Annotated in this window: 13 protein-coding genes and 1 tRNA gene; 9 read left to right on the forward strand and 5 right to left on the reverse strand. The window is 63.4% G+C overall.

What is annotated here, in order from left to right; all coding sequences use genetic code 11:
• The first annotated feature begins 9 nt into the window (after nt 1-9).
• Nucleotides 10-1,011: a class I SAM-dependent methyltransferase gene (locus tag ACV4UY_RS00230; protein WP_491605664.1), complete on the forward strand. Its 1,002-nt coding sequence runs from the start codon at nt 10-12 to the stop codon at nt 1,009-1,011.
• Here the strand turns inward: ACV4UY_RS00230 and rfaQ are convergent.
• From rfaQ to ACV4UY_RS00255, 5 genes are all read right to left on the reverse strand, one after another.
• Nucleotides 985-2,127 (reverse strand): putative lipopolysaccharide heptosyltransferase III, encoded by a 1,143-nt coding sequence (gene rfaQ / locus ACV4UY_RS00235; protein ID WP_491605665.1) that lies wholly within the window; start codon nt 2,125-2,127, stop codon nt 985-987. The two genes, ACV4UY_RS00230 and rfaQ, sit on opposite strands and share 27 nt — an antisense overlap.
• A complete protein-coding gene (locus tag ACV4UY_RS00240; protein WP_491605666.1) occupies nt 2,124-3,182 on the reverse strand; it encodes a glycosyltransferase family 9 protein in 1,059 nt (352 codons plus the stop codon). The genes rfaQ and ACV4UY_RS00240 overlap by 4 nt, the downstream gene beginning before the upstream one ends.
• Complete coding sequence (locus ACV4UY_RS00245) at nt 3,179-3,376, reverse strand: hypothetical protein (RefSeq protein ID WP_491605667.1); 198 nt, start codon at nt 3,374-3,376, stop codon at nt 3,179-3,181. The genes ACV4UY_RS00240 and ACV4UY_RS00245 overlap by 4 nt, the downstream gene beginning before the upstream one ends.
• Nucleotides 3,377-3,588: 212 nt before the next feature.
• A tRNA-Pro gene (locus ACV4UY_RS00250) sits at nt 3,589-3,665 on the reverse strand.
• A gap of 45 nt (nt 3,666-3,710) precedes the next feature.
• Nucleotides 3,711-4,712 (reverse strand): polyprenyl synthetase family protein, encoded by a 1,002-nt coding sequence (locus ACV4UY_RS00255; RefSeq protein WP_491605668.1) that lies wholly within the window; start codon nt 4,710-4,712, stop codon nt 3,711-3,713.
• Nucleotides 4,713-4,937: 225 nt separating this feature from the next.
• On the opposite strand from ACV4UY_RS00255, the gene ACV4UY_RS00260 reads away from it, so the two are divergent.
• The 8 genes from ACV4UY_RS00260 to rsfS form a co-directional block, all read left to right on the forward strand.
• Entirely contained in the window at nt 4,938-5,510 is a 573-nt protein-coding gene (locus ACV4UY_RS00260; protein ID WP_491605669.1) for a Maf family protein, read from the forward strand.
• 122 nt (nt 5,511-5,632) lie between these two features.
• Complete coding sequence (gene rplU, locus ACV4UY_RS00265; RefSeq protein WP_491605670.1) at nt 5,633-5,941, forward strand: 50S ribosomal protein L21; 309 nt, start codon at nt 5,633-5,635, stop codon at nt 5,939-5,941.
• Between the two features lie 141 nt (nt 5,942-6,082).
• Nucleotides 6,083-6,337 (forward strand): 50S ribosomal protein L27, encoded by a 255-nt coding sequence (gene rpmA / locus ACV4UY_RS00270; protein WP_491605671.1) that lies wholly within the window; start codon nt 6,083-6,085, stop codon nt 6,335-6,337.
• Between the two features lie 253 nt (nt 6,338-6,590).
• The gene (gene obgE / locus ACV4UY_RS00275; RefSeq protein WP_491605672.1) at nt 6,591-7,748 is read left to right on the forward strand and encodes a GTPase ObgE; all 1,158 of its coding nucleotides are present in this window, start codon (nt 6,591-6,593) and stop codon (nt 7,746-7,748) included.
• Nucleotides 7,720-8,907: a glutamate 5-kinase gene (proB, locus tag ACV4UY_RS00280; RefSeq protein WP_491605673.1), complete on the forward strand. Its 1,188-nt coding sequence runs from the start codon at nt 7,720-7,722 to the stop codon at nt 8,905-8,907. Before obgE ends, proB begins: the two co-directional genes overlap by 29 nt.
• Nucleotides 8,908-9,479: 572 nt before the next feature.
• Nucleotides 9,480-10,748: a glutamate-5-semialdehyde dehydrogenase gene (locus ACV4UY_RS00285; RefSeq protein WP_491605674.1), complete on the forward strand. Its 1,269-nt coding sequence runs from the start codon at nt 9,480-9,482 to the stop codon at nt 10,746-10,748.
• Nucleotides 10,749-10,765: 17 nt separating this feature from the next.
• Nucleotides 10,766-11,401 (forward strand): nicotinate (nicotinamide) nucleotide adenylyltransferase, encoded by a 636-nt coding sequence (gene nadD / locus ACV4UY_RS00290; protein WP_491605675.1) that lies wholly within the window; start codon nt 10,766-10,768, stop codon nt 11,399-11,401.
• Nucleotides 11,402-11,427: 26 nt separating this feature from the next.
• Nucleotides 11,428-11,805 (forward strand): ribosome silencing factor (gene rsfS, locus ACV4UY_RS00295; protein WP_491605676.1); only part of this gene is annotated, 378 nt, incomplete at its 3' end.

Genomic DNA, 11,805 nt, shown 5'->3' on the forward strand with positions numbered 1-11,805 from the left:
GGAGCCACCATGAATTGCCATCTCTGCCAGAACGACCAGGACCATGCCCATCACTTGGTTTTCGAGATGATGTTCGGACAGCGTGAGCCGTTCGAGTATTTCACCTGTGGTCGATGTGGACTGTTGCAGATCGCGCGGGTTCCGGATGATCTGGCGCGTCATTACGGTCCGGAGTACTCGTCGTTCAAGAAGGCCAGGGACAAGAAACTCTCCCCCTTCGCCGCCGGCCTGCGCGCCCGACGCACCCGCCACTACCTGGGCCAGTCGGACCCTTTGGGCGCGGCCATCGCGCTGGTGAGCCGCAGACCGGGCTACTTCGACTGGCTGCGCCCGTTCGGTCTGACGCTGGAGAGTTCCATCGTCGATGTCGGATGCGGGTCGGGGGGACTGTTGCTGAAGCTGCGTCGCGAGGGGTTCACCGATCTGACCGGGGTGGATCCGTTCCTGCCCGCGCCGTTGGATCACGGCAACGGGGTGCGCATCATCGCCAAACCTCTGGATCAGGTGGAACGCACCTTTGAGCTGATCATGTTGCACCACTCCCTGGAGCACATGCCGGATCAACACGCGGCCATGAAGGCGATCCGGGGTCGGCTCAACCCCGGAGGGGGGGTGCTGTTGCGCATTCCGCTCTCCAACTCCTACCCCCACCGTCGCTACGGCGTCCACTGGGCCTCCTGGGACGCGCCGCGTCATCTCTATCTGCACACCATGCGCAGCATCCACCTGCTGGCGGAAAAACACGGCTTCGAGATCTTCCACCTCTATTGCGACTCCGGCGCCGAGGGGATCATCGGCAGCGAGTATCAACAACGCGACATACCGCGCAAGGCGTGGCCCGAAGGCGACGGGGGGATCCACTCCCCCTTCACCAGGCCGATGCGACGCGCCATCGATGCGCTGGTCAAAGAGCTGAATCTGGTCCTGGACGGGGATACGGCGGTGTTTTTCCTGCGCGACCGGAGGCAACCGAGTGGGGACCGGTCAGGGGAACGGATCCCCGGCGGGTAATCGTTTCGCCAGCCACGGTCGCACCTCGGTGGCGAAATCAAGCTCCTCCAGGCAGCGGCTGCGTTTGCTCCCCTCGCAGCCGGCCTTGCCGCACGGAACGCACGGCCAATCCTTCTGGATCACCAGATGGGGCGCGCTCGACTGTACCCCCTTGAGTTCCGGATAGGGAGTATCCTCCCCATCCCAGCCATTCGGCCAGGGGCCCCAGTCGTACACCCCGGTCGGTCCGAACAGGGCGATCACCGGGGTGTCCTGACTGGCGGCCATGTGCATGGGCGCGGTATCGACCCCGAAATAGAGACAACACGACCGGCTGATCACCGCCAACTCCTTGAGGGTCAGTTTGCCCCCGAGATCCAGATACGGCTCCCGGCACAAGGCCAGGATGGCATCCAGCCGCCCGCGCTCCTCGGCACCCGGTCCGCAGGTGAACAGTGGCATGCGTCCCGAATGATGGATGAAATCCGCGGCCTGGGCCATGCCGGAGTCGGTCCAGCATTTGAAACTCCAGCGCGAGGTGGGGTGGATCTGCACCAGAGGGCGCATTTCATCCCATCCCGTGGCTTTCAGCTTGGCCAGGGCGGATTGCTCCTCGTCAGGCGAGGCCACCAGGCGCACCACCCGATCCTGGATCCCCTCGCCGGCCAGATCGAGATTGTGGATCACCATGTGCCGCTTGCCGCCTCGAAACGGCACGGGATCGGTGAGCAGTCGCAACCGCCAGGCCTTCTCCCCGCGGGCATTGATGAAGCCGATGCGTCTTTTCGCGCCCGAGAAAAAGGCGTTCAGGATCCCCCGATCCCCTTCGGTGGTGTTGATGGCCAACTCCCAGGGACCGCGCCACAACCGCCACCAGGCGCGGATCTGGCGGATGAGCAACGGCAACCGGCCCTGACCGGGCCGTTTCTCCGGGAAGGTCACGACCGCGTGCAGATCCGGATGGCCCTCGAGCATCGGCACGCATTCGCGTTTGACGAGCGCGGCGATGCGACTTGACGGGTGACGCCGCTTCAGGGTGGCGATCAGCGGGGCCATCAGCAGCACGTCCCCGATGTGGCGCGACTTGATGAGCAGGATCCCGCCCGGATCCCGGTTTGGCTCGGGCGGCGCGCTCATCCGCCCTCCTCCAGCAACGCCTCGAACGCGCCCCAGGCCTCGTCCACGGAGATCTCCTCGACCCGCTCGCTCGCCGGTTGCAGCAACCGGTACGTCACCCCCCAGGGATGCCAACGCCTGGCGTCGGAGTTGCCGAAGAAACAGACGATCGGTTTGCCCAGCCCGGCGGCCAGATGCATCGCCCCGCCATCCGAACAGATCACCGCCCGACAGCGGGAGAGTCCGGCGATCAACTCCGGCAGAGCCTGGGTGGGATGGGGAATGACCCGCGGGTCGTTGACCGCCTCGAGAATCCGCCCGGCCTTGTCGTCATCCCCCGGATGGAGGGGATTGTCCTCGGCCCCCGGCGACCAGAACAGCGCCACCAGGAACCCCCTCTGTCGCAACAAGCCGATCAACACGGCAAACCGCTCCCACGGCCAGCGTTGCGGTGGCTTGCGGGCGCTGATGTGAACGCCGATCAGGGGCGTGCCCTCCTCGGGCAGGCGGGGGAGACGGGCCAGATGGTGCGGATCGGCAACCACGCGCGTCGGTGCGGGAGGGATCGCATCGTCGATCCCCAGACCACGCGCCAGCCGCAACACGCATTCGACCTCATGCGCCCCGAACGGGGTTTCGTGACGCACCAGAATCCGCTCCGGGTTGAGCAGGCGCGCGGCACGCAGGGCGCTGGGATGGGGGCCACCCGGCAGCAGGATGAGATCGAATCGTTGACGCCGCAGTTTCCAGAACAGGCCGGCGCGTCGGGCATAGACCCCCAGCCAACTCTCCCCCGTGTGACGATGCTTGGCCTTCTTGTAGGCGTGGAGCGCATCCAGATCCGGGTTGCCCCACAGCACCGGGGTGCTGTAGTCGGTGACCAGCGCCGCCAGATGGGCATCCGGGTATTGGAGACGCAACCGCGCGATCAACGGCGTGGTGCAGACCAGATCGCCGATGTTGTCCTTGCGGATGATCAGGATGCGTCTGCCGGAGCCATCCGGACGACGGTTCGGCACGGGTTGGACACCCGTGTCCCCGGACAGACCCCGCGTCTCCTGGGAATCGTTGCTCACATCCGGGCATCCAGCATGCGTCTGGCCGACTCGGCCAGAAACCCGGAGCGGCTCATGCCGATCTCCCTGGCCGCGCGATCGATCCGCGCCACCGGGGTTGCGGCCATGGAGCGATTGAGCGGATCCACCGCGCCGGAATCATGATGGCTGGATAGTGTCTGATCTCCATGGCACGCCCCCTGACGGATCGTCATTCCGGCTTGTTTTTTTCAATCAACTTGATGATGAGCAACGGCACATCCTTGTTTGGATGCAGCACCCATGCTCTTGCCATCGTCACCCCTCCTCCCGACCCTATTGGCCAGAGGATACACAATGGAGGATTGCCAATCAAGACGGGCAGGCATTGGGAAGCCCCAACAAAAAAAAGGGGTCGGGTGAAATTCACCCAACCCCTTGATTTGATTGGTCGGGGTGGCGAGATTCGAACTCACGACCCCAGCGACCCGAACGCTGTGCTCTACCAGACTGAGCCACACCCCGATACGCCGACCAATCCAATAATGTTAACAGAGTCGTTCGAAAAGGTCAATAGCTGCGTGCAACAGAAAAATCGGCGAGCATGGCCATGGCCTCACGTTCCGGGGTATCGGGCAGAATGGCGAGTTGCGCCTTGGCCTCATCGGCGAACGTCTTGGCGCGCGCCAGGGTATAGTCCAGGGAACCGCGCTCGCGCACCAGTTGAATGGCCCGTTGCAACGCCCCTTCCGGGAACTCCCGTTTTTCCAGGCAGTCGCTCCAGAAGGCGCGTTCCTCCGGGGTGCCCTGCCGGTAGGCGTGGATCACCGGCAGGGTGATCTTCCCCTCCTGGAAATCATCGCCCACATTCTTGCCGAGCGCCTCGTTGCTGGCCGAGTAGTCCAGGGCGTCGTCCACCACCTGGTAGGCGATTCCCAGGAGTGTGCCGTATTCGGCCAGGGCATTCTCTTCGGCGCGGGAGCGGTGGTTGAGGACCGCGCCGATCTGCGCGGCGGCGGTGAACAGCGTGGCGGTCTTGCGACGCACCACCTCCAGATAGTGCTCTTCGGTGGTGGTCAGATCGTTGGTGGCCACCAGTTGCATGACCTCCCCCTCGGAGATCACGGCGCAGGCATCGGCGATGATGCGCAACACGTTGAGATCGGCGTGGGCGACCAGAATCTGGAAGGAGCGCGAGAAAAGATAATCCCCCACGAGGATCGGAGCCTTGCTGCCCCACACGGAATTGGCGGTGGCGCGACCACGCCGGGTATCGGAGCGGTCCACCACGTCGTCGTGGAGCAGGGTGGCGGTATGGATGAACTCCACCACGGCGGCGAGCAGGGCATCGTCGCGACCGGTATAGCCGAACAGCTTGGCGGACAACAGCGTCAGCACGGGGCGCAGGCGTTTGCCACCACTCTCGATGATGTGCGCACCCAACTTGGGGATCAACTCCACCTGGGAGTTCAGTTGCTCCAGGATGATGGCGTTGGTCCGTTCCAGATCCGGTCCGATCAGTTCGCCCAGGCGTTTGAGGACTGGCGGCAGATTGGCTGGGGTGGGTTTCATGGTGAGGTTTTTATCATCAGTATGGCGCGGAAAAGTACACCGGGGCCGGTCCCGCGCGCGACCGTCTCTGGAGAAAGTTGAAAAACTGGTTGCACACAATAGGGTCGCGAGGGCAAAATCGTCAAGTGTTCTTGACCAACCGGGAGGCGGTTTTTGTTAAATAATCTTGAAAGTGAGGCAACCAGCCACACGCCGGGATCCTTTTGGAAACCGGTCGGCACGCGCTTGCGACTGGCATCGGCCTCCGCGCGCCGTCTGATGTTGCTGCGCCAGGTAGGGCTCGACCCCGAGGTTCACCCCACCGACGTGGACGAATCGCGCCATGCCGATGAGCACGCCGTGGATTATGTGCGGCGCATGGCCCTGGAAAAAGCCCGCGCCGGCGTCACCCGCGAGGTGGATCTGGTGCTCGGCGCGGATACCGCCGTAGTGCTCGAAGATGAGATCATGGGCAAACCCCGCGACCAGGCCGATGCCATGGCCATGCTCACCCGTCTCTCCGGTCGCGAGCACCGGGTGTTGACCGGGGTCGCGCTCTGCTCTCCGGACCGACCACGAGGACACGCCGTGGTCGTGAAGAGTCGCGTGCGTTTCAAGAGGTTGAGCGACGTGGAGATCCTGGCCTATATCCAAAGCGGCGAACCGTTCGACAAGGCCGGGGCCTACGCCATTCAGGGGCTCGGCGCGGCATGGGTGGCGCATGTTTCCGGATCCTATTCCGGGGTGGTGGGGCTGCCCCTCTTCGAGACGTTGGAACTGTTACGTGATTTCGGGTTGACATTTTCCGCTCCAGAGTGATAATAAACAGTTTCCGATCACCCTGGAGTCCGGGGTGTGGAGGGGCTTGTGCATCCTGGCCCCCATCCAGGCACGTTTCGCAGGTTGTCCGACGGCATAAAGACATTCAAGGAGTGGTTGACATGTATGCAGTGGTCCGCACGGGCGGAAAACAATATAAGGTGGCGGTCAATGATGTCGTGCGCGTCGAGAAACTGCCCGGTGAAGAGGGAGATTCGGTCCAGGTCGGCGAAGTGCTGTTGATCTCCGTCGATGACCAGATCAAAATCGGTGGCGAGGCCGCCGGCGGTCAGGTTACCGGCACCATCCTGCGCCAGATGAAGGACAAGAAGGTCCTGGTCTTCAAGAAAAAGCGCCGCAAGAACTATCGCCGCCTCCAGGGTCATCGCCAACAGCTCACCGAGCTGCGCATCACCAACATCACGGCGTGATTGATTGACCGTGGGAATCCCGAAGGGAGGTCCACGGTCGGGGGCAAGGTTTTTTTCCCCCATCATGACAAGTTACTGACCACCGCCCAAACAGTCATCGCGGCGGGATGGTTGTTCATCGACGAGTTCGGGAGACGACTCATGGCACATAAAAAAGCGGGCGGCAGTACCCGCAACGGACGCGATTCCATTGGACGCCGACTGGGCGTCAAGCGCTACGGCGGACAGAAGGTCGTGCCGGGCAACATCCTCATCCGCCAACGCGGTTCCGAGGTCTATCCCGGCGATGGCGTGGGCATGGGACGCGATTTCACCCTCTTCGCCCTGGTGGAAGGGATCGTGACCTTCGCCGAGCGCAACAATCGTCGTTACGTTCACGTCGTGGCCGCCGCCTGATTCCCACCCGCCGCGACCTTCAGGTGCGACGGGCCGCCGGCGTGACCAACTCCCGCCGGCATCACCCACGCTTGTGATGCGCGGCAACGTTCCTTCGCGTTCCGATGCCCCTGGTTGATCCCTTGCGATCGACCAGGGGCATATTTCGTTTGGCGTGGAACTCCTGCGGGGGAGTGCCATGGTTCGGGGTGAGAGGATCCCTTCCATCCCATTTTTTTCGTACCCTCCTTTTTGGCCCGGTCGGGTAGACGACATGCGTTTTCTGGATGAGGTCAAGATCTTTGTCCGCTCCGGCGACGGCGGCAACGGTTCCGCCTCGTTTCGCCGTGAAAAATTCATTCCCCTCGGCGGTCCGGACGGCGGCGACGGCGGACGTGGCGGCGATGTGGTTCTCGTGGCCGATCCTCACTTGAACACCCTGATCGATTTTCGTTATCAGCAGCATTTCAAGGCCAGGCGCGGCACGGGCGGCATGGGCAAATGTCGTACCGGCGCTTCCGCGCCCCATCTGGAGGTGCGCGTGCCGGTCGGCACCGTGGCCCGTGACGACGCCGACGGCGCGGTCATCTGCGACCTGTGGCGGGCCGGGCAGCGGTTCGTCATCGCGCCGGGCGGTCGCGGCGGGTTGGGCAACGTCCATTTCAAAAGTTCGGTCAACCGCGCGCCCCGGCAGTGTCTGCCTGGCGAGTCGGGCGTGGAGCGTTGGGTGTGGCTGGAGCTGAAGCTTCTGGCCGACGTGGGTCTGGTCGGCATGCCCAACGCCGGCAAATCCACCCTGCTCTCCCGGATCTCGGCGGCGCGTCCCAAAATCGCCGACTACCCCTTCACCACCCTGGTGCCCAATCTGGGCGTGGTACGGGCCGGCGAGGAGAACAGTTTCGTCGTGGCCGACATCCCTGGTCTGGTGGAGGGTGCCGAGTCCGGCAAGGGGTTGGGACGGGCCTTCCTGCGTCACATCGAACGCTGTCCGATTCTGGTGCATCTGGTGGACACCTCGCCCCTGGCCGAGGAGGATCCCCTGACCCGTTTCCGGCTGATCGAGGAGGAGTTGGCCGCCTATTCGCCCACCCTCGCCTCCAAGCCCTGCTGGGCGGTGCTGACCAAGTGCGATCTTCTGGATGAAAAGGCACGGGAGAAGCTTTTCAAGAAATTTCGCAAGGGGTTGAAGGGCGAGGTCGAAGAAATCCTCTGGATCTCGTCCGCCACCGGCGAGGGGATCGACGCGCTGATCAAGGGGTTGTTCAAGCGGGTGAAGGCGGCGCGGCGCGAGCGGGATCCGGAGCTGTATCACGCGCCTCTGGAGGATGCTCCGACCAAGGCCGGTCGCGGTGGGGAGCGTGTGCCCTCCGAGGATGAGGAGTGGGACGGGGATGGAGACGAAGATGGCGTCGAGTGCATCTGGGTGCGTTGATCACCGCGCCAGGCTGAGCCAGGAGTGGCAGGCGGTCCGCGGGGCACGGCGCGTGGTGGTCAAGATCGGCTCCAATCTTCTCACCGGCGGTGGCGAGGGGATCCGTCCCGAGTGGATCGCGGCGCGCGCGCGAGAGATCGTGCGTGTCATGGCCGATGGACGCCGTGTCGTCGTGGTCACCTCCGGCGCGGTGGCGGCGGGTCGTCCGTTGCTCAAGCTCAACCGACCGCTTGCCTCGGTGCAGGAGAAGCAGGCCGCCGCGGCAGCCGGTCAGGGGGTATTGATGCGTCATTACGAGGAGGCGTTCGAGAGTCTGGGGGTGAACGTGGCCCAGGCGCTGCTCACCCGTGACGACGTGGAGAACCGGCAGCGTTATCTCAACGCCCGCGACACCTTGAAGACCCTGTTGGAGTTGGGTCTGGTGCCGATCGTCAACGAGAACGACACGGTGATGACCGACGAGTTGAAATTCGGCGACAACGACACCCTGTCGGCCAACGTGGCGGATCTGGTCGATGCCGATCTGTTGATTTTGCTCTCCGACATCGACGGTCTGTATGACAGCAATCCGCGTCTCAATCCCGAGGCTCGTTTCATCCCTTTGGTCGAGCGGGTGACTCCGGAGATCGAGTCCATGGCGGGCGGTGTCGGCTCTCTGGTTGGCAAGGGTGGGATGGCCACCAAGATCAAGGCGGCGCGCATGGCGGCGCGCAGTGGCTGTCGCATGGTCTTGACCAACGGTTTCCGGGAAAATCCGATCTCCGAGGTATTCACCCCGTTTCCGGTGGGTACGTTGTTTTTGGGCCTGGAGAATCCGTTGCCGGCGCGCAAGCGATGGATCGTGAATGCGCGGGTTGGGCGTGGGGAGATTCTGCTTGATGCCGGGGCTTCGGTGGCGTTGTTGCAGGGTCGGAGTTTGTTGGCCAAGGGGATCACGGCGGTGTTGGGGGAGTTCGCGCGTGGGGCGGTTGTGCATTGTCAGGCCCCGGACGGGCAGGAGTTGGCCAAGGGGATTATCAACTACAACAGCAGTGATCTGGCCTGCATCGCCGGGCGGCACAGTCGGCAGTTCGAGGGGTTGTTGGGGTATCTGGGGGCGGAAGAGGTGATTCACCGGGACAATCTGGTGTTGATTCGGGAGTTGGATGCAGAGGGGTGAGATTCCCTCCAACCTTTGCGGGGGACCGGGGGGCCGAAGGTCCCCGGCAGCGGTTCGGAGGCAGAGTCTCCGAGGTTTTGACTTTGACCTTATTTTTTTATCTTTAAATATCTTTCTTTGGGTTTCTATTTTAGTCTTTTGTCTTTAGGTCTTTGCTTTTCGCGCGCTCTTCAAAAAAGCGTTTTTTCGCGTTTTTTGCGAAAAAACGCTGCGCGCCGCCTTGGCTGCGGGATCGTTTCGCGTCTTTGGCGAAACGATCCCGCGAACATGGCCCGAAAGCACAGGCCGCCGAAGGTGGCTTATGTTCAGACGTGCACCTCGCCCCCTCGGACGCCCTGACGGGCGACCGAGGGGGCGCATGAGACCGCGCGCGCTGCGCCCTTTTTCGCAAAAAGCGCGAAAAAGGGCTTGTCGTGTAAAGCGCGCGAGAGTCAAAAGCAAAGTCAAAAGCAAAGTCAAAAGAAGAACCCTGGAGACTCCGTCTCCAAACCTCTGCCGGGGACCTTCGCTCCCCGGACCCCGGCAACGGTTTTACGTCATCACCATCACCCCCCCACGGAGCTTGATCGACAATGACGGACATCACCCAACTGATCAACACAATCGGCTCCCAGGCCCGCACCGCCGCCCGCACCCTCGCCGCCTCCGACGGCACAGCCAGAAACCAGGCCCTGGAGTTCATGGCCCAACGACTCTGGGAAGATCGGGCCGCCCTGCAAGAGGCCAACAAACTCGATCTGACCCAGGCCGAAGCCCATGGCCTCTCCCCAGCGATGATCGATCGCCTGCGCCTGACCGACAAAGTGATCCAAGGCATGGCCGATGGCGTGCGCGAGGTGATGGCCCTGCCCGATCCGGTAGGCGAGATCACCGAAATGCGCCCTCGCCCGAACGGCATGCTGGTGGGTCGCATGCGCGTCCCCCTCGGGGTGATCGGCATCATCTACGAATCCCGCCCGAACGTCACCGCCGACGCGGCGGCACTGTGCGTCAAATCGGGCAACGCGGTGATTCTGCGCGGCGGGTCGGAGGCGTGGCACTCCAACCGCGCCATCGCCGAACGACTCGCCCTGGGACTGCGCGCCGCCAACCTGCCGGCGGAAGCGGTGCAGTTCATCGATACCACGGACCGCGCTGCGGTGGGGGCGCTGCTCAAAAGCGACCGCCACGTGGACGTGATCATCCCACGCGGTGGCAAGGGGTTGATCCAACGGGTGATCGAAGAGTCACACATCCCGGTGATCAAACACCTGGATGGCATCTGCCATACCTATGTGGATCGCTACGCGGATCTGTCCATGGCCGAAGAACTGACCTTCAATGGCAAAATGCAACGAACCGGCGTCTGCAACGCCACCGAAACCCTGCTGGTCCACGAAGCGGTGGCCGAAACATTCCTGCCGGCCATGGCGAAACGACTGGTGAACGCCGGATGCGAACTGCGCGGCTGCGAACGAACCCGCGCCATCCTCGGTGACGAAATCCCGGTGACACCGGTGACGCCGGAAGATTACGACACCGAACACCTGGCCGCGATCCTGTCGGTGCGGGTGGTGCCGTCGCTCACCGAAGCGATCGCCCACATCGCCGCCCACGCCTCGCAACATACCGAAACCATCGTCACCCGCGATCACCCGCGCGCCATGCGCTTTCTGCGCGAGGTGGACTCCTCGGCGGTGATGGTCAACGCCTCGACCCGCTTCAACGACGGCTTCCAGTTCGGACTGGGCGCGGAGATGGGCATCTCCACCGACAAGCTGCACGTTCGCGGTCCGGTGGGACTCGAAGGGCTGACCTGCCTGAAATACATCGTGCTGGGCGATGGTCAACTGCGCCAATGACCCGCCGGACCGGCCTCATGGGCGGAACGTTCAACCCGCCCCATCACGGCCACATCCGCCCGGCACGCGAGGCGATGACCGCGCTGGGACTCGATCGGGTGGTGTTCATCCCCACCGGGATCCACCCCTTCAAGGGGCCGGATCTTCTGGCTCCGGTGGCCCACCGGGTCGCCATGCTGCGGCTTTTGCTGGCGGACGAACCCGGATTCTCCCTCTGGGAGATCGAGGCGAACACGCCCCGGGTGAGCTATACGGTGGACACCCTGCAAGCCTGGCACGCCTCGTTTCCGGACGAGGAACCGGTGTTGCTGATCGGCGCGGATATCCCGCGCGAACTGCATCTGTGGCGGGCGTGGCAACGCATCCTGGAACTGACCCATGTCTGTCTCATGGAACGGCCCGGATTCGTCGAGCCGACAGGCGCCAGTCACCCGGCAGCAACGGAACTGACGAAGCGTGCCGTGGCCAACCCCGGCGATCTGGACCGCACACGCCTCGGAAGGTACGGACTGTTCCGGCTTAAGGTGTCGCCGGTGGATCTCTCCTCCACCGAACTCCGGCGCCGTTTGTCCCAAGGCGACATCCCGCGCGGAACCACCAAGGACGCGGTGCTCGACTACGCGCTGGCCCACGGACTGTATCGGGCCAGCTGATTTCACTCACTTTGGAGCGCACGATTTTGAAGAGCCATCCCGAAAGCGCGGCACTGGCCGCGGAACTGAGCAAACGGTTGGACGACAAGAAAGGCAAGGAGATCGTGGTGGTGGATCTGGAAGGACGATCCGGCTTCGCGGATCACTTCGTGATCGTCACCGGAACCTCGCCAACCCATGTCTCGACCCTGGCCAACGAGGTACTCCTGGTGGCCCACGAACGCAAGATCGAGGTGCGCGGCACGGAAGGATTGCCGGAAAGCGCCTGGGTGTTGGTGGACCTCGGGGACGTGCTGGTGCATGTGTTCCGCCAGGAGGCCCGCGAGTTCTACAATCTGGAAAAACTGTGGAGCCCCAAGGCCACGCCGGCCCGTGAGGTCAAGGTCAAAATGGGCCACAAGGAC

The organism is Candidatus Magnetaquiglobus sp., from assembly GCF_058402785.1.

Excerpts from the sequence above, each read along its gene's own strand:
- rpmA (WP_491605671.1), top strand. The coding sequence starts at position 6,083 with ATGGCACATAAAAAAGCGGGCGGCAGTACCCGCAACGGACGCGATTCC.
- nadD (WP_491605675.1), top strand. The coding sequence starts at position 10,766 with ATGGGCGGAACGTTCAACCCGCCCCATCACGGCCACATCCGCCCGGCA.
- rfaQ (WP_491605665.1), bottom strand. The coding sequence starts at position 2,127 with ATGAGCGCGCCGCCCGAGCCAAACCGGGATCCGGGCGGGATCCTGCTC.
- ACV4UY_RS00230 (WP_491605664.1), top strand. The coding sequence starts at position 10 with ATGAATTGCCATCTCTGCCAGAACGACCAGGACCATGCCCATCACTTG.
- ACV4UY_RS00255 (WP_491605668.1), bottom strand. The coding sequence starts at position 4,712 with ATGAAACCCACCCCAGCCAATCTGCCGCCAGTCCTCAAACGCCTGGGC.
- obgE (WP_491605672.1), top strand. The coding sequence starts at position 6,591 with ATGCGTTTTCTGGATGAGGTCAAGATCTTTGTCCGCTCCGGCGACGGC.
- ACV4UY_RS00245 (WP_491605667.1), bottom strand. The coding sequence starts at position 3,376 with ATGACGATCCGTCAGGGGGCGTGCCATGGAGATCAGACACTATCCAGC.
- ACV4UY_RS00285 (WP_491605674.1), top strand. The coding sequence starts at position 9,480 with ATGACGGACATCACCCAACTGATCAACACAATCGGCTCCCAGGCCCGC.
- proB (WP_491605673.1), top strand. The coding sequence starts at position 7,720 with ATGGCGTCGAGTGCATCTGGGTGCGTTGATCACCGCGCCAGGCTGAGC.
- rplU (WP_491605670.1), top strand. The coding sequence starts at position 5,633 with ATGTATGCAGTGGTCCGCACGGGCGGAAAACAATATAAGGTGGCGGTC.